General features: G+C 37.3%; 21 protein-coding genes and 1 pseudogene. 8 read left to right on the top strand and 14 right to left on the bottom strand.

Annotation, left to right across the window (positions count from 1 at the left end):
* Positions 1-106: 106 nt before the first annotated feature.
* The 8 genes and pseudogenes from KTB61_RS12550 to KTB61_RS12520 form a co-directional block, all read right to left on the bottom strand.
* Positions 107-463: a hypothetical protein gene (locus tag KTB61_RS12550; protein WP_216697666.1), complete on the bottom strand. Its 357-nt coding sequence runs from the start codon at positions 461-463 to the stop codon at positions 107-109.
* Positions 464-667: 204 nt separating this feature from the next.
* Positions 668-2,875 (bottom strand): DEAD/DEAH box helicase, encoded by a 2,208-nt coding sequence (locus tag KTB61_RS12545; protein WP_216697665.1) that lies wholly within the window; start codon positions 2,873-2,875, stop codon positions 668-670.
* A complete protein-coding gene (locus tag KTB61_RS12540) occupies positions 2,869-4,641 on the bottom strand; it encodes a site-specific DNA-methyltransferase (protein WP_216697664.1) in 1,773 nt (590 codons plus the stop codon). The genes KTB61_RS12545 and KTB61_RS12540 overlap by 7 nt, the downstream gene beginning before the upstream one ends.
* A gap of 9 nt (positions 4,642-4,650) precedes the next feature.
* Positions 4,651-7,344, bottom strand: coding sequence for an ATP-dependent helicase (locus KTB61_RS12535; protein WP_216697663.1), 2,694 nt, complete (start codon positions 7,342-7,344; stop codon positions 4,651-4,653).
* 113 nt (positions 7,345-7,457) lie between these two features.
* Positions 7,458-7,730, bottom strand: coding sequence for a helix-turn-helix domain-containing protein (locus KTB61_RS12530; RefSeq protein WP_230973751.1), 273 nt, complete (start codon positions 7,728-7,730; stop codon positions 7,458-7,460).
* Between the two features lie 837 nt (positions 7,731-8,567).
* Positions 8,568-8,690, bottom strand: a complete 123-nt coding sequence (locus KTB61_RS13165) for a hypothetical protein (RefSeq protein ID WP_269145788.1) — start codon at positions 8,688-8,690, stop codon at positions 8,568-8,570.
* Complete coding sequence (locus KTB61_RS12525; RefSeq protein ID WP_216697662.1) at positions 8,680-9,006, bottom strand: plasmid mobilization protein; 327 nt, start codon at positions 9,004-9,006, stop codon at positions 8,680-8,682. The genes KTB61_RS13165 and KTB61_RS12525 overlap by 11 nt, the downstream gene beginning before the upstream one ends.
* Before the next feature lie 5 nt (positions 9,007-9,011).
* A pseudogene (locus KTB61_RS12520) lies at positions 9,012-9,185 on the bottom strand (site-specific integrase); the annotation flags it as partial.
* An 82-nt stretch (positions 9,186-9,267) separates the two neighbouring features.
* Here KTB61_RS12520 and KTB61_RS12515 point away from each other — a divergent pair.
* Positions 9,268-9,507 carry a DUF6061 family protein gene (locus tag KTB61_RS12515; protein WP_216697661.1) on the top strand — a complete coding sequence of 80 codons (240 nt, stop codon included), beginning with the start codon at positions 9,268-9,270 and terminating at the stop codon, positions 9,505-9,507.
* 387 nt (positions 9,508-9,894) lie between these two features.
* Here KTB61_RS12515 and KTB61_RS12510 read toward each other — a convergent pair whose 3' ends face one another.
* Both KTB61_RS12510 and KTB61_RS12505 read right to left on the bottom strand, forming a co-directional pair.
* Positions 9,895-11,046, bottom strand: coding sequence for an IS91 family transposase (locus KTB61_RS12510; RefSeq protein ID WP_216697660.1), 1,152 nt, complete (start codon positions 11,044-11,046; stop codon positions 9,895-9,897).
* Positions 11,039-11,953 (bottom strand): tyrosine-type recombinase/integrase, encoded by a 915-nt coding sequence (locus tag KTB61_RS12505; protein ID WP_216697659.1) that lies wholly within the window; start codon positions 11,951-11,953, stop codon positions 11,039-11,041. Before KTB61_RS12505 ends, KTB61_RS12510 begins: the two co-directional genes overlap by 8 nt.
* A gap of 740 nt (positions 11,954-12,693) precedes the next feature.
* On the opposite strand from KTB61_RS12505, the gene KTB61_RS12500 reads away from it, so the two are divergent.
* Entirely contained in the window at positions 12,694-14,154 is a 1,461-nt protein-coding gene (locus tag KTB61_RS12500; protein WP_216697658.1) for an Lsa family ABC-F type ribosomal protection protein, read from the top strand.
* A 119-nt stretch (positions 14,155-14,273) separates the two neighbouring features.
* Here KTB61_RS12500 and KTB61_RS12495 read toward each other — a convergent pair whose 3' ends face one another.
* The 4 genes from KTB61_RS12495 to KTB61_RS12480 form a co-directional block, all read right to left on the bottom strand.
* The gene (locus tag KTB61_RS12495; RefSeq protein ID WP_216697657.1) at positions 14,274-15,002 is read right to left on the bottom strand and encodes an ATP synthase subunit B family protein; all 729 of its coding nucleotides are present in this window, start codon (positions 15,000-15,002) and stop codon (positions 14,274-14,276) included.
* Positions 14,914-16,416, bottom strand: a complete 1,503-nt coding sequence (mobQ, locus tag KTB61_RS12490; protein ID WP_216697656.1) for a MobQ family relaxase — start codon at positions 16,414-16,416, stop codon at positions 14,914-14,916. Before mobQ ends, KTB61_RS12495 begins: the two co-directional genes overlap by 89 nt.
* Positions 16,417-16,622: 206 nt before the next feature.
* Positions 16,623-16,961: a DUF3847 domain-containing protein gene (locus tag KTB61_RS12485; protein WP_216697655.1), complete on the bottom strand. Its 339-nt coding sequence runs from the start codon at positions 16,959-16,961 to the stop codon at positions 16,623-16,625.
* A 58-nt stretch (positions 16,962-17,019) separates the two neighbouring features.
* On the bottom strand, positions 17,020-17,202 hold the full coding sequence (locus KTB61_RS12480) for a transposon-encoded TnpW family protein (RefSeq protein ID WP_216697654.1): 183 nt from the start codon (positions 17,200-17,202) through the stop codon (positions 17,020-17,022).
* A gap of 242 nt (positions 17,203-17,444) precedes the next feature.
* Here KTB61_RS12480 and KTB61_RS12475 point away from each other — a divergent pair, with 242 nt between their 5' ends.
* The 6 genes from KTB61_RS12475 (at position 17,445) to KTB61_RS12455 (ending at position 22,740) form a co-directional block, all read left to right on the top strand.
* Positions 17,445-18,203 (top strand): hypothetical protein, encoded by a 759-nt coding sequence (locus KTB61_RS12475; protein WP_216697653.1) that lies wholly within the window; start codon positions 17,445-17,447, stop codon positions 18,201-18,203.
* 84 nt (positions 18,204-18,287) lie between these two features.
* On the top strand, positions 18,288-19,196 hold the full coding sequence (locus tag KTB61_RS12470; RefSeq protein ID WP_216697652.1) for a hypothetical protein: 909 nt from the start codon (positions 18,288-18,290) through the stop codon (positions 19,194-19,196).
* 29 nt (positions 19,197-19,225) lie between these two features.
* The gene (locus tag KTB61_RS12465) at positions 19,226-20,251 is read left to right on the top strand and encodes a virulence RhuM family protein (RefSeq protein WP_216697651.1); all 1,026 of its coding nucleotides are present in this window, start codon (positions 19,226-19,228) and stop codon (positions 20,249-20,251) included.
* 30 nt (positions 20,252-20,281) lie between these two features.
* Positions 20,282-20,734, top strand: a complete 453-nt coding sequence (locus KTB61_RS12460; RefSeq protein ID WP_216697650.1) for a hypothetical protein — start codon at positions 20,282-20,284, stop codon at positions 20,732-20,734.
* Between the two features lie 207 nt (positions 20,735-20,941).
* Positions 20,942-21,355, top strand: coding sequence for a recombinase family protein (locus KTB61_RS13430; RefSeq protein WP_230973750.1), 414 nt, complete (start codon positions 20,942-20,944; stop codon positions 21,353-21,355).
* Positions 21,352-22,740 (top strand): DUF4368 domain-containing protein, encoded by a 1,389-nt coding sequence (locus KTB61_RS12455; protein ID WP_230973749.1) that lies wholly within the window; start codon positions 21,352-21,354, stop codon positions 22,738-22,740. Before KTB61_RS13430 ends, KTB61_RS12455 begins: the two co-directional genes overlap by 4 nt.
* The last annotated feature ends 118 nt before the right edge of the window (positions 22,741-22,858 follow it).

The following is a 22,858-nucleotide window of genomic DNA, read 5'->3' as shown; positions in this document are numbered from 1 at the left end:
TGTGACTATATGTCTCCAAATGAGTATGAAAAGTTGTATCGTAAAATCCAGAAAAACGAATTGCAGATGACAAGTTAGGATGAGGAAAAACTCATTTTAACTTGTACTAAATCTTGACATAGGACCAATTTTCATTAACCCTATAAAAAAGCACATATGATATATTTGTATTTTCCATTTTGAAAGGTATTTCCTTTTCCATTTTGTTGAATAACCCAGAAATCATTCCCTTCCATTCCGGAACATGAAGTGTTTTATACACAATTCCCCTTACATCACATACATTTACCTCTTCATATTCCGCATTGTCTCTTTTATAAAGTTCTTTTTTTATCTCCGCAAGCAAATACATAATAATATCTATAGCCGCCTGTTCCTTTGTTTTATCTTTTATTCCTTTGACAGAAGTAAACAGATTTGCATCTATTTTGTATACACTGAATTGAGTTTCAATTTTTTCCATATTTCTCCTCACCTCGATTAATTCTAAGTGTTTTACAAATGCAATAAATTATTGCGACCTAATAGCATCTTGCTACCCATTATTTTTAATCAAAAACTATATTTATTACCCAGGCTTCTTGATTGCCATTTCAGACGATCCTCTTTTTATAATTTTGTTTTTCACGACAATGTATTTCCAAATTAGCAAACCAAAAAATATAATCTACAACTCCTCCGACAACGGTTTCCACCTATCATCCGACATATCATCAACAAATTCTGTATTATTGATATAAAGTTCATCATCGATATCTCGTACAAATCCCCAGTGCAGGTTATATTTTTCGGCATATTGTTTAAATGCATTGAACTTGTTGCCCATCTGCATATCTATATTCTTGCTATGTCCTGATGCTTCTCCACCCTTTGTTTCAATAATCCAATCCGTTCCATCTTTTAGATGTACAATATAATCAGGATAGAACAACCATTGCTTTAGAAGATTATCTGTATAAACAATGGAAAGATATTGTTGACCTGTATCTCCGTTTTTATAAACCCATTCCACTGAATCATTATGTTCACAATAACGCTCAAATAATCTTTCCGGATGACTTCTCGTCTTATCTGTAATGAACTCATTCGTGTATTCTCTATATGCATTCATACGAAGTAACTGCCTATTCTTCACCTCACTATACTTATAGATTTCCATCTCTGGAATATGAAAATCAGATATCTTTGGATGAATCATAAATGACATCTGTTTTCCACCCATTTGAGATGTAACATTCTTAAAGTCCATCTTAAGTTTCTTCACATTATTAATTACAAATGCATAAAAATCTGAATTCTCCAATAAAATAAAATTATACTTTCTTTTTTTACTTTTACTGAACATTCTTCTAAGAATATTCTTTACTTTTTGTGACTGCATACCTGTCACTTTTTTAATCTCATCAACAGAATGCAACAGATAAATACCGTGTGTATGAGTATTTACGGCTGTTTTTATTTTTATCTGATTATCTGAACCACCATGTGCTAAATCTTCTGTTGTCTTGAATATTCCCTGAAGAATTTTATTATCAATTTCATGACTGAAATTGTAACCACCAGCTTCAAGATTTTCCTGATTAACTTTTTTATCAGAACCAAGGTTATAGGTTTTCTTAAAATAATCATATACCTTTTCTAAAGTCTCTCGTTCTCCAAGTCCATCAAAATCCAAATCTCTCATTTCTTTTGTAAGAGTAAAAGACTTTGCCTCATCACGAAGAAATAAGCGTCGTACCTGATATGCTTTATCAAGAGAAGAAAGCAACCCCATCTTGTACTGGGTATCTAAAGTATAAATATAGCAATAGTCCAAAATATTCGTACCATAATGTTTTCCTTCCGGCATTCGTCGAATTCGTCCAATTGTCTGAATCTGAAAATCTTCACTTCCGCCTTCTCTTAATTTGACAAGTATCTTTGCTCTCGGGCAGTCCCATCCAGTAGATATTGCCTGCTTCATTAAAAGAAATGCCGGTGAACCATCAATATTTGTAAGGTCATCACTTACAATTTTTTCATCACTCATCCATATATTGACCATTCCGTTATCGTATGTGTATCCCATACTAGCAAGTTTTTCTTCCACTGCCTTAATGGTCTCCGGCTGTCCCATCGGAAACTGTATCAATACGAGAGGTCTTACATTTACCTCTAATTTATCATATGCCGCAGCAATCTCTTTTCTCTTTGCATCCGCTAAATCAAGCAAATAATCATAATCATCTACTATTTCTTTACGTTCATCTACCCCTTCATTAACATAAATTGCTCTTGTAATCAAACCTGCTGCAATAACGTCATCCTCACTAATTTCATAATACTCTTGATGCGGCACTTTGTTTGCAGTAGCGGAAACACGAATAATGTTTTTAGCCGCAAAGGCACTTATCACATCATCCGCTTTCTTTGTATTATTCAAATGTTCCTCATCAATAATTACAACAAACTCTGTTCCATCTTTGTGTGCTTCAGAAATTTTCTCAAATAGATTAGACCTTTCGCTATCCTTTAAAGCTGTATTACCTTTTTTCGTAACAAGTTCCCAATTGATAAAAGTTACACTTCCAGCTTCAAAACCAGACATCATAGAATACATAAGATTTCTGGTATCTAAATGTGTAGCTAATTCTTCCATTCTTTCTTTGCTCTGTTCTTCCAGATTCCCTTTACCCGGACACAACCATACAAATGCAGTATTTCTTGCCGTATTTTTTAGAAATTCATCTACATATTTAATTAATATAACTGTTTTCCCTGCACCTGTAGGAGCCTTTACTGTAATTACCTGCTTACTGGTTGTCTCAACCGTCTTATCAATTAAATATTCGACACATTGTGCCTGAAATTCATAATCCTTTATCTTGCTTACCATAATTCTCCTACCTCCCTCAACTCAAAGTCAAAGTAGCAGTCCGGAATAATTTTTGTATTTATATCCTGCAACATTTTTTCCTGTGAAGTAGTCATTAATACATCCTGATTGATAAATACTGCTTCTATGTGTTCGTATTCATTGAAATGTTTTTCGAACTTGTCCATCTCTTCATCGTCCATAATCATAATATACTTCTGATTATCTACCTTTACACCATACTGAAGTTGAATCATTTCCTTGGTATGTTCCAAAAGGTCATCATAAATTTCTTCACTTTCTTTATCAACAAAATCCGTTTTATAATACTTTAAATTCGCCTTCCTTCCCTCAGAATATTCAGTTCCATCAACTCGTTTTCCAGTTATAACTGTCTTAATTCTCTGATAAGTAACTTCTTCACATATATTATTTTCGTTGTTGGTACACAAAATAAATTTTCTGTTTCCACCATCTTCGTTATTTAAGTCCATAACAGCCTGCCCAGTTGTACCTGAACCTGCAAAAAAATCAAGGACAACTGCATCTTTTCTATCGTAAGTTATCGCATCAAATAGCATTTTTATCAATGAAACTGGCTTAGGATATGCAAATGCGCTTTTTTTTCCAAAAATATCTTCCAACACCATGCCCCCATCACTCTTAAGGCTAATTATAGAGCGTAACAACATTCTGTCTACTTCATCTAAATAATTCACTGTACTCGGTTGCATATCATCTTTGGATGAAAACCATATTCCCCCACAAATAATGCTTCCATCCGGCAAAATCTGTTTATTACTGTAATCTACCACTTCATCAAATGTCTTCTTGCTCCATCTCCATCCTCTATCAGGTACTTTAACAGGTTTTTTTGTTATCGGATGAAGCACATCATATCGTGGTCCAAAAGTATTCCCATTAGGCCAACTCATATTTATTTTTCCAAAAATCCTATAATTATTGTCTACATTATTATACAAAGTTATTGCTCTCGGATAATCATTTTTCTTATAGAGTTTTCTTAGTTGTGTTTCTGTCTCTTCAACTGACAATCCTTTTTCTTTCGCTTCTTTTAAAAGGGTCTTTACATCTTCTATTCCTTCTTTAGGACACATTAATTTATACTTATAATTAATATCATTTACATAGACCAAAATATATTCATGGATATTGCCAATTCCTTTGTCATTTTTAGGAACTCTTTTATTCCAAACAATATTTTCCACCATACAGTTTTCTGACCATATTTCATCACAAATAAGTTTCAATTGCGCATACTCATTTTCATCCACACTAATAAAAATCATTCCCTGCTTAGATAATATTTTTTTAGCTAGTTTTAGTCTCTCATACATAAACGATATCCATTTACTATGCCTAAAACTGTCTTTTCCATCAACCTTCTCATCTGAATACGTAAATCCATCATTCATCGTGTTATATGGTGGATCAATATATATAACATCGATTTTTTCTTTATGCGTTTTTTCCAACAACTTAAGTGAATGCAAATTATCTCCTTCTAGCAAAAAGTTGTACTGTTCACTATCTGGATCACCAACGATTTCCTTGTCTTCCACTTCTGTAAACACTGGAATATGTGTCTGCATTTTTACATCCACTTCTTCTTCGTGTTCTTCCCACACAAGTCCATATTTTTTTGATGTGAGTTCTTTCTCTATCTGATTGATTGCAATCAATGATGCATCATCCTTATGCTGTTCCTTTAACGTTTCAAGGAAATTCAACATTTTCTCTCTTCTTTGTTGAGATAAATTAGCCATAATATCCTCCTAAATTGCGTATTGTTTTTTCTCTGTTTTGCTCAAACACAAATGATTCAAATGACATTTTGAACAATTTTCTTTATTACATTTTCTCGGTAGATTATTGTTTCTGATATTAAATGCCGCATCAGTAATTTCTTTCCTTACATCTTGAATTACTGTTTCATTAACATTCTCTTTCAGACTTTTTTCAGAATCTAACTGATATACCTCCATGTAATCCGCTTTCTCCCCGGTCAATTCCTGATAGCCCAGAGCATATATTTTTAACTGTTCTTTATTAATTGACTCTGCCGCTTCCTTATTGGCTGTTTTAAAATCAACAATTGCGATTTGCCCCTTGTCTCCGGAATCTATCTTTTTTACCAAATCAATACGACCATTCACCTTAATGCCATCACCCATATCTATCTCAATATCCGTTTCTGCCATTTTCACATTTTTCATTTCATCTCGATTACGATCTACATAATGATTAATTGCTTTGGTCACACTCTTATACATATTTTCTTTGAGTTTGGGTGTTGCAAATGGGAGGTAGAAAGAATCGTCAATCATCCTTTTAACATCATCTTTAGTTAAATTTTCTCCATTCATTGCGGCTATATGTATGTTCCTTACAATCTCATGTAATACATTTCCATATCCGAGTGCTGGAACAATCGGCTGTTCAAAACCATAAAACATAGATAATTTAAATCTATATGGGCAATCAAAATAATCTTCCAATAATGAAAAATTCAACGAAAGTGGCATACACTCATATTTGATGCTAGGTAAATGTTCGGAATTATATTGTATATTCCCATCATATTTCACCAAGTAGGATGATTCTCTAGCTTCTTCAAGAAATGGTGAAATATATTTACCATGACTTGTTTCAGAGCGTGTCAGATATAAATATTTCTTTGCTCTTGTTACTGCCACATAAAATAATTTCCGTTCCTCTTCTATATCACCATCAAATCTCTCCGAATTTGTTATCCATGACCTATCAATAACATGCCAGATTCCTTTACCACCAACACGTTGTGCCGGAAAGAAATTACGATTAAGTTGAGGGATAAAAACTGCTGCAAACTCCAAACCTTTAGACTGATGTACTGTCATGATACTTACCGCATCCGGTTTAGCATATGAATTCGTCAAATATCCTTCCGGATAATATTGTGCGGCTGTATATTTTAAGAAAGAACAAAAATTATTCAGCTTTGTCCTTGGTTTCAAGGTATAGTTTATAACCTCATAATCAGCAATCACCTGACTAAATTTCCCCAGATTATACATAATAATTTCTGTTTCAGGTCTTTCATCTTCAACAATGGAAATTCTTCTAAGGAATTCATGATATATCCCCTGTATATTAAATTCAGAATATAACTTTATTTCCTTTACATCTATTGTGGCAAGATACTGAAGGGCGTCTGCCACTTCTTTTTTGTCAATAGGATAATCGATTTCCAACCACCTTTCAAAAACTTCCGTTGCCGTAATATCACCGTTCAAATATTCAAAGATACCTTTTGCTGCCTTACATTCTTTTGTCCCAAATAAATCATTGACACCTTCTACGACAAACGGAATATCATAGTCTTCCAAAACCTCTGCAATTTTACCGCTTACCTTCCTTTTTCTCAACAAAATAGCAATTTCCGAATAAGGAACACCTATCTCATGTAATTTTACGATACGCTTTGCTATAAAGTTAAATTCATCATCCATATCCTGATACTGTTCATATGCCAAATCCCCAATGTCATATGGGGTTGTACACCCAGATGTCATAGTCTTAGGTAAACGCATATCATTATTTATAATAACTCTACGTGCTACATCCACTATGCCCTCTGTACTTCTATAGTCCTTATCCAATACTATATATTTCTTAATTCCATACCTTTCCTTAAAAGTCAGTATATTTTTAGGATTACTGCCTCTAAATTGATAAATTGTCTGGTCATCATCTCCTACCACACAAATATTGGCACCAAATTTTTTCAATATACGTATTAATTTTTCTTGCACAGGATTTGTATCCTGGTATTCATCAACAGTCAAATATTTCACATTATTCTTGACAATTTCGGCAAACTCTGCATTTGTTTCAAGCTGATTTATCATCTCTCTCAAAATCAAAGAATAATCAAATTTCTTTTCCTCATACATTTTCTTCTGGTACTTTTCAAAAGCAGTTCGAGTCTTTTCATCCCACTTATCCTTTTCGAACCAATTCTCATTTAATACACTCATTACTGTAATAAAAAGAGACGTTTCAATATATTTTTTCAATTCTAAATCTTGCATTCCGCATTCTTCATAATATCTTTCTACAAACAGCTTTGTCTGTATCTCATCAAGTACCGAAAATTTCTGAAATTCCGGAATGTAGTTTTGCAACATTCTAATGCAAAAACCATGAATTGTACCAACATACATATGCGCAAATCCTTTTGTATGTCCCAGTACAGCTTTTCCATACGCATTGATACGGTTTTTCAATTCTTCTGCTGCCTTTTTTGTAAATGTGAATGCGACAATATTCTCTGGCAAAATATCTGGTTTAGATTTCAAAATATTGATAATTCGCCTTGTAACAACACCAGTCTTTCCAGCACCGGCACATGCTATAATTTCTAAATCTTCATCAATAGTCTCTACTGCTTCCTTCTGGCTATCTGAAAGGTTATCAAATAAATTCATACAAGCACTCCCTTTCCAATACAATGATAAATTTATCAAATGCAAGTAGACCCCTTATAAGTGCATCTTACTAAATTAGGTATCTCAAAAGCACACCCATCGCCCATTTTACTCTACATCTGTTTTTCTTTCTCCGGAATATATTCCATAATATCTCCATAATCTGTTCCAAGCGTTTTACATATTTTATCCAGAATAGGCATAGCAACATATTCATTCCTACTAAGTTTAGTCATAGTATTCGGTGCTATTTCCGCTTTCTTTCTAAGTTCTGCTCTACTCATTTCTTTTTCTGCCAATGTTACCCATAATTTCTTATACGAAACCGCCATGTATGCTCCTCCATATAAAACTTCAACAAATAATTCTATTATTAATAATATCATACGAACAATAAATTCACAATATATTCTCGCAAGATTGTGCGAATTCCATTACAACACTCAACCAGAAATATAATGTATCGCGCGTAGCTTTCAAAGTGGTTTCAAAGTGGATTTCGTAAGGGAAATATCCAAAACATATTATTACTGAATTAGAATTCGATATTCCAGTTTGTGAATTAAAGTACTAATTCAGGCAAATCACTTGCAAATGTAATCGTGATTTCCAATAAACCAATGTTCTTTCCCCCTCCCCTCCCGAAGCCATCAACCATCCTAAAACACTGAATTTTGGCTTCGCCAGATACGCATTTTGTATGACAAAATGCTTCTGGTCAGAGGGAATCTCCCCCTGAAACCCCCAAATACACCCTTCGGGTGCCAAAAATACCCAAAAATGTCAAAGTGATGTGACAATGTTTCACTTTGATGTGACATTTTCTCAAAAGTGATGTGACATTGCTTCACTTTGATGTGACATTTTGGACACCATATTCGAAAGTGATGTGACATTGCTTCACTTTGATGTGACATTTTTCCAAAAGTGATGTGACATTGCATCACTCTGATGTGACATTTCAGCAGATAAACTACCTTGCATATTTAAGACCAAAGAATTTTTCATAAATCTCTAAACAACAAAAAAGCCAAGCCGCAATTGATATGCTTCCCTTAAAACCGGAGACATATCAAAATACCACTTGGCATTTCATTGTTTATTGCTTGATTGCTAACAAATTCTATTCGATTACGAATGCCTATTCCATAACTTATCCAGAATACGTTGCCATCCCGAACGACTTTCAAGTCAACTTTTGAATCAGCCCGTAACCCTGCGAATTACAAATTGCCAGAACCGTTTTCCTTTGCTATAATTGTTTTGTTATACATATAGGAAGGTTGCTCACCAGCTACGCCAATAGCCGGAATACGAGCAGCCTTTTCTTTTTGTTTATCCGTCATACTCATTCACCATTCCCTTCATAATCGTTGCAATCATTTCCACTACAATTATAAGTTCTTCATTGTCATTGCTGACCTTTTCCAGACGTTTCAGTTCTTCATAAATCTGCGTCATTTGATGCTTCAATGCCTTGAACACTTTTGGATTGCCCTGAACCACCACTTCACGATTTAATAATCTTCGCAAGATATAATCCTGCTTTGCAAGTCCGGATAATTCTACTAAATCATCCAGCAGCTTTGCCTCTTCTTCAGATACCCGAAATCCTACATTACGATTTCGCCATCTGCCTTTACTATCTACATTCTTCTCCATAAATCTTAATCCTCCTTTGACATTCTTTCAATTTCCAGTTTCTCAGCCATCTCATTTTGCACAGTAGGAAACAAATGTGCATAACGATAAGTGATTTTCTCTGTTTCATGCCCCACACGATTTCCAATTGCCAACGCACTAAATCCCATGTCAATCAGAAGAGACACATGTGTTTCACGTTCTAAAGGATAATTCTAGGAAACACAATAATTTATTAATACAACCGGCTTATCTGTAATAAAAACGAAAGGACGAAAAGGTATGAAACTTATATATGCTACATATAACCAGTACTGCAATAGTATAGATATAACCACATTTGATAATATACTTTTACGCATTGATTGTAATAAGGCGGAGGATGGGTTGAAAACTACACCTAATTCACAATGTGCGTTGAACGCTCTTGCAATTGATGAACCTATGGAGTATGCACGCTTAGTGTTAGATGGAGAAATGCAAGCTTGGATTGATGCAGAAGATAGTTTAGAAGTGTGGTAATTTTTCAGGTGGATTGCTATAGATTAGCAGTCCGCCTTTTTCAAAATCTTTACAAAAATATAAGTGGAATGTAAGAGATGTGCGTGGTACAATAGGAAGTGAAATAGCTACGGAAACAATCGGTGTCAGAGCGAAGGAAAAAGCAGATCCATTTCTAAATCTACTCATTCCTTCGATCTGCAGACCGATTTTTCCATATTGAACTACAGTCGCGTCCGTTTTCCGTAGCCTTCTGTGGAAATTCAATCCACTTTCTTCTGTCTAAAAGTTTATCACATAATACGTTTTCTTGCTATTACTTATCATTTTTTTGCTGCTTTTCCTAAATCCAGGCATGACTTTAAAGCCCTAGTATTAGGACTTTTCGAAAATATATCATTTTATTTTTCAACATAGCATGTATCTTCCATCTACCCGAAATGTATGCAAAGGTTCACCACATTTCTCACAGGTGCATATATCTTTTTGGTACAGAATCATCAACTTTTCGGCTACCGTTTTGCCACGAAGAAGTGATATATATTGCTTACAGCCCAAGATATTTCTGCACAATGTCATCTTTTCTTTTTTTATTCTACAAGACAACAATCCATAGTATCTGATTCTCACAAATCCTTTGGGGAGCACATGCATTAAAAATCTCCGAATAAACTCTGTTCCTGAAAGTTGCATCGGTTTGTAATGAACTTTTTTCTCTTTATAATCTTTCGCCATAAAAGTTACCGTATCTTCATCCATATCTACAATACGTTTATTACTTATAGCACTTCTATGAGTATAATTACCTAGATATTTTATAACAGAGAGCGCTCCATTAAATGCCTTCTTGGTATATACAACCCATTCCAATGTATAAAGCTTGTTTATTAATTCCTTGAAAGTATAGTGGTTTCTCAGTTCTTTAGCATTGCCTTCAAACTTTAGCTTATCTGCTTTCCATAAGCTTTTCAGTTCTTCCAGATAGAATCCTCTAAAAAGCTTTCCCATGACTTTTACTGAGAAGAAAAATTTCTTACCTTTTTCTTTCCAGTGATTTTTCTCATCCAAACCACCACCAAGGATGATTGCATGAAGGTGTGGATGATAGTTTAGTTTAGAACCCCAGGTATGAAGTACAAAAATATATCCAATCTTTGCTCCAAGATGTTTTTTATCCTTTGCAAGCTCTGATAATGTTTTATTTGCAGCATGATATAATGCATCATACAACAGTTTTTGATTCACATATACAAGAGGATATAATTCGCTTGGTATCGTAAATACAGTATGAAAATATGGTGCTTCCAAAACATCTTCCTGTTTTTTATCAATCCATTCATCAACCTCCATTCCCTGACACATAGGACAATGTCTATTCTTGCAAGAATTATAATGAACATAGGCACTATGGCAGTTTTCGCACTCACTCACATGTGCTCCCATTTCCGCTGTCCGACACTTCAAAATACATTTCGTCGCAGTGTATTGTTCATCACTAAAAACACCTTCATAACAAGGAATAAATCTATCGAACACATCTTGAATAGTTACATCAGCCATTTTTCAATCCTCCCTTCCACCGACAATTAATTTTTCTTTTGTCGAGAGGATTTTCTCCCTCTTTTTTCTTTTGAGGGTGGTCGAGAGGACTCTTAATTCCCATCAATGCTTTATTAGCCACATGTATATACTGATGTGTTGAATCTGAATCACGATGTCCCATCATCGCCTGTATATATTCCAAACGCACACCTTGCTCCACCATATGACTGGCGAAAGAATGACGTAGCATATGGGGATGAGCATGGTCAATACCTACTATATTTCCAAGTTTTCTTATCATTATTTCAATTCCACTTGTTTTTAATGGTTTATGCGGATTCTTTAATCCAACAAAAAAGATATCCCTTTTCACAGGATAGGAATACCAGTATTCTTTTAGATACTCTAACGATTTTTCAGACAAAATAGTGTAATGATCCTGATGATTTTTTCCTCCGCGTATATGAACTTGCATTGTTCCCATATGTATATCTCCAGCCTGTAAACGACACAGTTCTCCCACGCGAAGACCTGAAGAATACAGAAGTGCAATAATCGCTTTATTGCGAACCTCATTAGAAGCATCAATCATCATCTCAACCTGTTCCAAAGTCATAACTCTTGGCAATGTTTTATCATTTATCATTCTGGGAACCACATCCTGATCCCATGATTTTTTCAAAACAAAGCGAAAGAAAAACTTCAACGCTGAATTAATTCCATTACAATGCTGTGTTGACATCTTTTTTTCAACACGAAGTTCATAAATATAGTTTCTGCAATCCTCAAGAGTTAGTTCCTCTGGACGTTTGTCTGACCAGTCCAAAAACTTCTTGATATTAGCTGTGTATGTTGCAATAGTACCTTCTTTGCGATTTCGCATAAGTGCTTCTTTTCTTAAAATTTCAAAATATTTTTCGTACATAAAAACCTCCATAATCTTTGTAGTAACCGACTTTTTACAATCACTACCGATTATGGAGGTTCACGATTTTTATAAATCATCTTGCTATGAAGATGAGATGGTGGTATTCTTTTCATGGGCAGTGGTTTCCTTTGTATTCAGTTTTGGGTCGCACTTAAACTATAAATACTTTTTAAGGAATCATCAACTGCCTTTTTATTATTCAATTTTAGAGAATGCAAAACTGCGCCACAGCCTTGGCAGGCCGTCGCGCAGCGACTTAGTTCAATTTGAATTTTACGGTCAGTAAGGAATGAGTAAAGTTATATGATTGTATTATAAGCGATTTGTTAAAATTTTTGTAACCACTTGTATTTGCCTGCAATTTATGGTATAATGTTTTAGAATTTAGAAAGAGGTGGAAAGATGATTAACTTTTCTTGCAAATAAAATCAAAATATGCGGTAGTGCTATACTTTGGCATTATTGTGTCTATTGCAAGAAAGTTATATGTCTATCTTACTCAATATAGTGCTGTTGCCACTTTTGCTTAGTGGTGTTATTATGCTATGACGAGCTGCAAGGATAAACTTTCTTGCGGCTCTTATTTTGTTTTGGAGGTGCTTTATGAATAGTGCAGATCAGATAGTTACACATGATTCACTCCGTATAGTGTCGGTTCCTTTTGGTGAAATCTATACGGAGTAAACATTCACCGAACCGACTTTATATCGTATGACAGGCAAAGGAGGATAATATTTATGTCAATGATTAAAATTGAAAACCTTACGTTTTCATATCCGACAAGTTATGATAATGTTTTTGAAAATGTCAGTTTCCAGGTTGATACCGATTGGAAGCTTGGTTTTGTGGGCAGAAACGGACGAGGTAAAACAACCTTTCTGAATCTTCTGCTTGGGAAATATGAGTATAGCGGAAAAATCCTATCATCCGTACAGTTTGATTATTTTCCTTATCCCGTTTCAGATAAGAATCGTATTACAGAGGATATATTGCAGGAGGTTTGCCCACTTGCGGAAGAATGGGAACTTATGCGAGAACTTTCTTATCTTGATGTTGATGTCGATGTGCTTTGGCGACCTTTTGAAACACTTTCCAACGGAGAGCAGACAAAGGTTTTGCTTGCCGCTCTTTTTCTTAATGAAGGGCATTTCCTACTGATTGATGAACCTACCAACCATTTGGATGCCAAAGCGAGAAAAAGTGTGGCGACATATCTGAAAAAGAAAAAGGGATTCATCTTAGTTTCTCACGATCGTCGCTTTCTTGACGATTGTGTTGACCATATTCTATCGATTAACCGAGCGAATATCGAAGTGCAAAGAGGAAACTTTTCATCATGGATGTCAAATTTTGAGCGACAGCAAGAATTTGAACTGGCTCAGAACGAACGTTTGCAAAAGGACATCAGACGATTACAGCAGTCGGCAAAACGCTCTGCAGTATGGTCTGAACGTGTAGAAGCTTCCAAAATTGGGGCAGGAGATAAAGGTTATGTCGGTCATAAAGCCGCCAAAATGATGAAGCGTTCAAAATCTATAGAAGCGAGACAACAACAGACAATCGAACAAAAATCAGCATTGCTGAAAAATGTGGAAACCGCAGAAGCCCTCAAGATACAACCGCTTAATTACCATACAGATTTGATTGCATCATTATCGAATGTAGTAGTTTGTTATGATGGCATTTCAGTTTGTGAACCTGTTTCGTTTGAAATAAGACAGGGAGAACGCATTGTGCTTGACGGGAAGAACGGCAGTGGCAAAAGTAGCCTGTTAAAGTTGGTAGTCGGGCAGTCCATAGATTATACGGGTACAGTAACACTTGGCTCTGGGCTTGTAATTTCTTATGTGCCACAGGATACATCGTATTTATGTGGAACCCTTTCCGAGTTTGCAGAAGAAAACAACCTTGATGAAAGTCTGTTCAAGGCAATTCTTAGGAAAATGGACTTTGAGCGTGTACAGTTTGAAAAGGATATTAAAGACTTTTCTGGCGGGCAAAAGAAGAAAGTCCTAATTGCGAAAAGCCTTTGTGAAAAGGCACACTTATATGTATGGGATGAACCGCTCAACTTTATTGATGTGTACTCACGTATGCAGATTGAACAGCTCATAACGGAGTTTGCCCCGACCATGCTCCTGGTAGAACATGACAATGTTTTTCGAGATACTGTGGCAAGTAATATTGTGAATATCTAAATTAAAATAATTGTATGGGTTAATTCCAGTTTTACAGAGACTCAAATTTCAGTTTGAACCGCCTTTGTATTACTCTCCCGTGAGCAGATTTCATCTGCCCATGGGAGTACTTTTATGCCTTAATGGTAACTGCCCTTACAACTGCCATGATACAAAAAATTCAGACCTGCCGAAAGAATAAGCCACCAGCTTAGCACATTAATATCTACCGGAATCAGTGAAACAGATAACATTGATAATGTAACACTGATAACACAAAGTGCTACGGACACAGCCTTTCTAAGTTCTGCAACACCAGTGTTTTTGTAATATTGCCATCGGTCATCACACTTTTCTGTAATCCTGTCAAATGCTATTTTCACAAGTACAAATACGCCTGCCGCAATCCCAACAGACACTAAAGCAATAATACCAACTGCCACATAGGAATGGACATACTGAGCCAGATATTCATAGCACCACTGATACACCCTACAAAGCAAGTTTGAAACGTTCATCACATTCCTGCCACGATGCAGAAACCAATCAGGTATGGTGGCAACTACATCCTTGTTGACAAAAAAGATATAAACAGTTTGAACAATGCTGATAAAAGCAATTACCCATGTCCATACGCCAAGTGTAGCGGTTTGCGTTCGCAACTTTTCCTGTAACTGCATTTGCATATCTGCTTTTACTTGCTTGCAGATATGCTTAGCTTCAACGGAAATATGCTTGTTAAAATCAGCTTCCAATGCCTTCGCTTTCATTAAGACAACATTAGCGTTCTCTGCCTTTTTCTCGGCTTCTGCAAAGATTCTCTGAGCCTTCTCTTTCTCTGCCAGCACTTGCTGATTTTCCTTTTTCAACTTCTCGTTCTCCACCAGTACCAAATCGCTCTCGGCTAATCTGGCGATATGAGCGTTCAGCTTCTGAATCTCTTGCCCTTGTTCTGCTATCGTCGATTGCATGGAGCGTATCTGCGATTTCAGCTTTTGCACATCGGATAAATGCATCTGTATCTGATTCTCCTTTTGTGCCAGCAGTGAGCGGTACTGCTCGTTCTCTACCTGTAAATCCTCCGACAGCTTCAAAAGACTGTCTACGTTCCATAAGTTTTCTGATTCGTTCATCACGATCCCTCGCTTTCTCTTTTATTCTTTGCATAATTCCTGCAATTGTCTGTTCTGTGCTACTAATTTCTGATTCTGTACGGTCAGATTCCGATTTTCGGCTGAGAGCCTCATGTTCTCGGCATTTAATTTCTCCAACAATTCCTGCTGTTCCTGATTCGCCAGTTTCAACTGCTCCAGCTGATACTGCTGGTTCTCCAGAATATCCAGCATGTCTTCCTGACATTTGAAAATCTCCATGATTTCCTCTAAAGTATCCTGTAATTCGTTCATATAAAATCCTTCCTCTCTCCATAATGGTTTTCTGTAATTCCTTCACCGTAAGAAGCCATTTACCTTTCAGTTCATTCAGCTTTTTTACTATGCGGTTGTATTCGCACCGATTAGAAACAAAGCCTGCCTTCTCCATCTTGCGGGCACGATACCCTTCGTGGATGGTAGGCTCTAAATCCAGCTCCTGCCGTTTGTAACTTCTGTGGTCAATCTGTTGTTCCAAAGACAGATATTCGTTACAAATATCTGCCCATGACTTTCTCCAGATTTCCGCTTTGGTTTGGTCGTTCCAGTCATTCGGTTCTACGGTAATGCGTTTCCACAGCTTCTCATTCCGTTTACCAAGCTTCTGTTCTCCGGTAGCCGGGTCAATGAGCGGAATACGGTTTCCATCTTCATCAAGGGCATAAATCTTCTTTTCCTTCTGTGCCCATGAGCCATCGGGTTTTATGCCACGCATGGTCAGCATAATGTGAGCATGGGGATTGCCATCACCTTTATCGTGTAATGCCCAGTCGGCACACATGCCCACAGAAACAAAATTCTCCTGCACATACCTTCTTACAATCTCAATCTGACATTCCCTTGAAAGCTCCTTTGGAAGTGCCACTTCGATTTCTCTTGCAAGCTGTGCATTGGATTTCTTTTCTGCCTTTTCCACCGCATTCCATAATACATTCCAGTCAGCATATTCCGGCGGAGCATGTGCCGGAAGTGCAACTTCTGTAAATACAACTCCACGCTTTTTCGTAAAGTCATGAACAAGACCTGTGCGGTCATCCATGAGCTTTTCGCCGGAGCGGTAGGCAGAAGAAGCAACTGCCGATTTTCCGTCGCTCCTGCTAATGATTTTGATACTGCAATGATAAATTGCCATAGTGCATATCCTCCTTCGTGTATAGCGCATATTCCATATGGAAGAATGCCTGCATTTGGCATTCTTCCTATGTGAGACTTAGAATTTCTTTGCCTGTGTTTTTGGCAGGCTTAGAAATTCTTCTCACATTTGCCTCGCAGAGCGCGCGCAAGAGACAGGCTCTGCCTGTCTATAAGTGCGCCCTTCTATCTAAAGAAAGAAGGGAATCAGGAAACTCCCGACTCCCCACATTCTTCTTTTTTCATGTCCGTATCCGGACTTTTCTGCATTGCCTTTGAGAAAAATTTTCCGTTAGTTTCCTGCTTATTTAAGAATGCAATCAGCTTTGGAATTTCTTCCAGCTCAATACATCTTCCAAGCACTGACTCCACAGCTGCACCGATTTCGATTAAACGGTGGGTACGGATTTTCCGTTCTTCCTCCTTCTTTCGTTTCTCCAGCTGCTTCTTTTGTGCCTCATAACGCTTCAGTTCCTGTGCCAGCTTCTCAATCCTTAAATCCTTCTCCTGGATTCTTTCTTCATAGGTTTTGGTTGATTTACCCATACAAAACTCCTTCCTGCTGATGAAATATCAGCTTAAAAACAATTGATTTGTGTAACTATTACTCTGCATCCGGTATATCCTGCTTCCGGTTGGCAATCTCATTTGCCATCAGATGCAAAAGTTTATCCTCAAAGGTAGCTGTGGTATTCTCTGCGAAAAACACATTTACCTTATAGGTGGTCTGTCCTATCTTTTTAGTTAAAGAGGACATCGCCCGCTCCTTACTTGCGGTCTGCTCCATAATAATTTCACCTCCTTCTTGAAATACAAACATATGTTTGGTATAATCAAAGTATCTTTGACGGACTGCGACAACGGATAAAATAAATCTTCATAAAGTCCGGCTCCTTTCTTCTGGTTTTGAGTAATCCTTTTTAGATAAATAAGATTACTTCCTCACCTATAGGAGAAATGCAGCCCCAAAATCGGAACTGTTTTTAATAAAAGTTTTGAAAATAATTTTTGAAAGGTGGTAAATCCCTGTTGAAGGAATGTACAAATGATTATTTTGAAGATGACATACCGGAAGATGACCTGACGGATGCCCTTGAACGGGAGAATGCCGCCATTCTTGAAATAGAACTTGAGATGGAAAATGAGCCGGAAGTAACAAAGATACCGGAAGCGTCAACGAGGAAAAAGCTGAAACGTGAACTGGAACAGGAAGCGCTGGTACGTCTTGAAGATTCTGCCAGAACCGAGGAAGATTTTGAGAACGTGGTTACATGGTGGAACAGGCTTGATGCAAACCGTGAACGGAAGGAACGCTACCACGAGATAGGAAGGTCGGATGTTCCTCTGGAATGGGGAATTTCACCGGATGAGATTGTAATTCCTGCTCCCATCCGGCATGTTTTCTGGAAACAGATTATGAAAGGGGATTTCCTTGATGCCATTTATGACTGTCCCTTTGAAATGCATGAGCTGGTGACGGATGAGGATATTTCCAAAGCAATTTTTGCATTGAAGGATGTTCAAAAAGAGCTATTGTACCAGCTTGCCATTAAGGGATACTCCTGCCAGTTGATTGCAGCATTTAGGGTGCAGACTGACAGAAACATCCGTAAAATCCGTGACACCATGTTAAAGAAACTTCGTAAATCCTTTATTCAGGCACTACAAAACAGAGTGGATAATCACATTTCCCTGACGAAGACAGAGCAGATTTTTTATGATACCTATCGGTCACTGATTACGGATAAAAAGAATAAGAAAATGAAAGAAATCACAAATACCATTTGACCTTGTAGGACATGCTTGGTATGATAGTAATATATTTTCTGATGATACAGATTACATTTTAAAACAGACAGATTGGAGGCTTTTATGAGTAACCTATTCAAAAGAACCAGCTCCAACTGGGCACGATATGACAAATATGAATGGAAGGAAGATAAAGAAGGTACGTTGTACATCACACCTTCACCGGATGCGAAAGTGTCTCTTTATAATCCGCTAAAGGATTCGGAGCAGATGGTATTAAAGGCGGTAAATCTCGGACTGATGTGCATGGACAAAAATAATACACAGGAATGTTTGCAGAATGCCATTATGGATTTTGTTACCGGTTACGGACTGCTTGGCTTTATGACCGCCCTTCCTACCACGCCGGACTTCGTTACTTATCATGCGGTATATTTGCCGAAAAATCATTTTATCAAGGCAGAAAGCATGACCACGGAAAAATATCTTTCTTATTTCTTTCCCTTTGATAAGATTGATTTTGTGAAAAAAGGAATGGAATCTTCATGGAGTACGGATGATGTGCAGATGATGGCACTGATTATGACCATGAAAAACAAACCGCAGGCAGTGATGATGAGTTTCCAAAAGGAATATGCGGAAAGATATGACTGGCTTGTAACACTGTTCAAGGATTGGGCATTTACCTTTATGTCAAGCTTTCTCTACTATCAGGACTTTGACATGCTGGATGATATGCAGAAACAACTTTACCGTCAGGGCATGGTGGCATTTGGCGGTATTGCACCAACCTATCACATAGAGCTACTTGAGCATCCTACCATTGTCTGGGACTTCCATTCGCTTCTGTTAGGTGTGCAGATGATGTTTTCTTTTATGCTTACAGATGAAAAGTCCTCACTGAAGGTATGTAAACACTGCGGAAATGCCTTTGTTGCCAGTAGACCCAACAGCGTATTTTGCAGTGGCAAATGCAAGAACCAGTATAATGTGTATAAGAGCCGGGCGAAGGATAGGGACAACAATAACTAATTTACCTGCTATAAGAAAGAAGGCTTTATATGAATACAGATATTACAAAACAAATGGAAATGGTACTGTACAGAACCGAAGATGATAATGTGACTGTCAGTGCCTTAATAAAAGATGAAACTATCTGGATTACCCAAAAGGCAATGGCTGAATTATTCGGTGTTCAGACACCGGCAATCAGCAAGCATTTAAAAAATATTTTTGAGCAGGGAGAACTTCGTGAAGAAGTGGTAGTTTCCAAAATGGAAATACCCACTCCACACGGTGCGATTCCCGGAAAAACACAGCTTTCCCCTACCAATTATTACAATCTTGACGCCATTATTTCTGTAGGTTACAGAGTGAACTCCATTCAGGCAACCAAGTTCCGTATCTGGGCAACCGGTATTTTGAAGGAATATATGATTAAGGGCTTTGCTATGGATGATGAACGCCTGAAACAGGGCAAAACAGCTTTTGGAAAAGACTATTTCCGTGAATTGCTGGAAAGAGTTCGCTCCATCCGTGCCAGCGAACGCAGAATATGGCAACAGATAACCGATATCTTTGCAGAGTGTAGCATTGATTACGATAGGAACTCTGATACTGCATATCAATTTTATGCCACCATACAGAACAAATTCCACTATGCCATTACCGGTAAGACTGCGGCTGAAATTGTGTACAATCAGGCTGATCACACCAAAGAGAATATGGGCTTGACCACATGGAAAAATGCTCCCGATGGTCGTATTCTCAAATCCGATACCCCGATTGCTAAAAACTATTTGGACGAAAAACAGATTCGTCAATTGGAACGTGCTGTTACAGGGTATTTTGATTACATAGAGGATTTGATTGAACGGGAAAACGTATTTACAATGGAAGAATTTTCGAAAAGCGTGAACGAGTTCCTTGAGTTCCGCAGATACGATATTCTGAAAGATAATGGGCGAATTTCCCATAAACAGGCGGTGGAGAAAGCATATCAGGAATATGATATCTTTAATAAGACGCAACCTATAGAATCTGATTTTGATAGAATGGTCAAAGGATTGTCAAAGGCTGGAAAATAAAATACCATTAATTTTTACGGAGGAATGCTAATGTCAAATGCAAGAAATAAAACACATAAGAGAAATATAAGAAAAAAGAAAATGGCTTTCGAAAATACAAAAGCTTCTTTTGTTGCTGGAATAGTAGTTGTTATTACAATACTAAATGATGCAATAAGTTTGCTTATATCTATTCCTCGTATGGTAGAATGGATGGAAGTAGCCATTTGTTTATTGTTGTTTTATCTGGCTTTAGGAACAAAAAAATTAAACCATATTTTGAACAGGATTGGCGTTGAAAAATTTGGCAGCTTTCTTACTGTATATTCTGTTATTATATTTTTACTTGAAAAAACACTTATTAGTCAAATGGCGAATATCGAGTTAGTGATATCATTATCAAATGAAAAATTTCAAGCATTCATAATGTTTCTACTCTTGGGGTTAGTAGGCATAGGAGGAGCAATTTATTTATTGCTATGTAAATACCCAAAAGATGCATAGTATACTATACATCAGACCGAAATACATAGTTTTCTAATCTCATCGAATTCGTGAGAATAAAAAATTTACATGATTCACAAAACAGTTCCGATTTTCTATCGGATTTCTCCTATTAGTGAGACAATAATTATTTTTACACAAACCAGCTTATTCGTGGTAGAATAAAACCACAGATAAGCTGGTTGTTTGTTTTGAAAGGAGAATCTTATGAAAACCAAACAACCGGAACTTAACAAAATCACTGCACTCTACGAGAGATTATCCCGTGATGATGAGCAAAGCGGTGACAGCAACAGTATCGTAAACCAGAAAAAGATGCTGGAGAGATTTGCAAACGAGCAGGGATTTACCAATCTCCATCATTATACGGATGACGGATGGTCGGGAACCAATTTTGACAGACCGGACTGGAAGCGTATGCTTGCGGATATTGAAGATGGCACTGTAGGATGCGTTATTGTAAAGGATATGAGCCGCATCGGGCGTAATTACCTTGAAGTAGGCTTTTATACGGAAGTGCTGTTTCGAAAGAAAAATGTGCGATTTATCGCTATTTCCAACAATGTGGACAGCGCCCTGAACGATGGAGTAACGAATTTGCCCCATTCCTTAACATTATGAATGAGTGGTATATAAGAGATACCAGCCGGAAAATCAAGTCCGTACTTCATAACAAGGGGATGGATGGAAAGCATCTGACAAGCAACGCAATCTACGGGTACAAGAAAGATCCCGATGACCCAGACCATTGGATTATTGATGAAGAGGCTGCCGCTGTGGTAAGACGTATTTATCAGCTTATCATTGAGGGAAACGGACCGATGCAGGTAGCAAGGATTCTGAAAGATGAAAAAGTCGAAAGACCTTCCTATTATCTTGCAAAGCAGGGACTTGGAACCTGTCGGGGAAGCTGTGACATGAACAGACCATACACTTGGACTGCTTCTACGATTTCAGACCTTGTAAGAAAACCTGAGTATATGGGGCATACTGTGAATTTCCGCACCAAGAAGTTATCCTATAAGGATAAGAATTCCGTGCACAACTCACCGGAGGACTGGATTATTTTTGAAAACACGCAGGAAGCAATTGTGGACGAAGAAACGTGGCTTACTGTTCAGAAAATCCGTGAAACCAAGCACCGCCCTACCAAGAAAGGTGACATCAATCCTTTAACCGGACTGATATATTGTGCTGATTGCGGTGCCAAGATGTTCAACCACCGCACCGGCGGTTATGAAAAGAAGGATAAGGATGGTAATCCAACCGGAAAGTACACCAATGCACAGGACAATTACACCTGCTCCACTTACAGTAAGGCAAAGAGCAAGTTTGAAAACAGATGCACACAACACCATGTCCGCACGGATGTTATCAGGGATTTGCTTTTGGAAGTTATTAAAGCTACCAGTACTTATGTGATAGAGCACGAATCAGAGTTTATCGAAAAGGTTCGCAGTGCAACGGAGCTTCAACAGGAAAATGAAGCAAAAGCACAGAAAAAGCGTCTTTCCAGAGAGCAGAAACGTATCAACGAACTAAATATCCTCATAAAGAAAATCTATGAGGACAATGTAAATGGGAAGCTAAGTGACAAGCGGTTTGAAATGCTTTTGGCTGACTACGAAACAGAACAAAGTGAATTGGAATTATCAGTAGATACTTTAGAAAAGGCTTTGGCTGACTATCAGGAGAATGCTGATAATGTAGATAAGTTTATTGAACTGGTACACCGATACACAGATTTTACAGAACTTACTACTCCTATGATCCATGAATTTGTTGATAAAATCGTGGTACACGAAGCGGACAAATCTTCCGGTGACAGAATCCAGCAGATTGATATTTATCTCAAGTATGTAGGAAAGCTGGATGTTCCAATGCCGGAGCTTACTCCTGAACAGCTAAAAGAAGAAGACCGCAAACGCCGTAAGCGTGCATGGAATCGTACCTATATGCGCCGCAAATATGAGCGTGAAAAGGCGGAACGTGAGGCAAAATCATAACCTCCACTGACAAGTGGAGGTTTGCTCTGTCCCTGTAAGGGACTTTTACCTGCTTAGGTCTCAAAGACCTCTCGAATAAAAAGCCTCAACCGCACCATATTTACATGGCTAATCCTTA

This window comes from Anaerostipes faecalis, from assembly GCF_018982945.1.
In the GTDB taxonomy this organism is placed as follows: Bacteria; Bacillota; Clostridia; order Lachnospirales; family Lachnospiraceae; genus Anaerostipes; species Anaerostipes faecalis.
The sequence above is the reverse complement of the archived record's forward strand: the minus strand, read 5'-3'. Positions and strand labels throughout refer to the sequence as shown.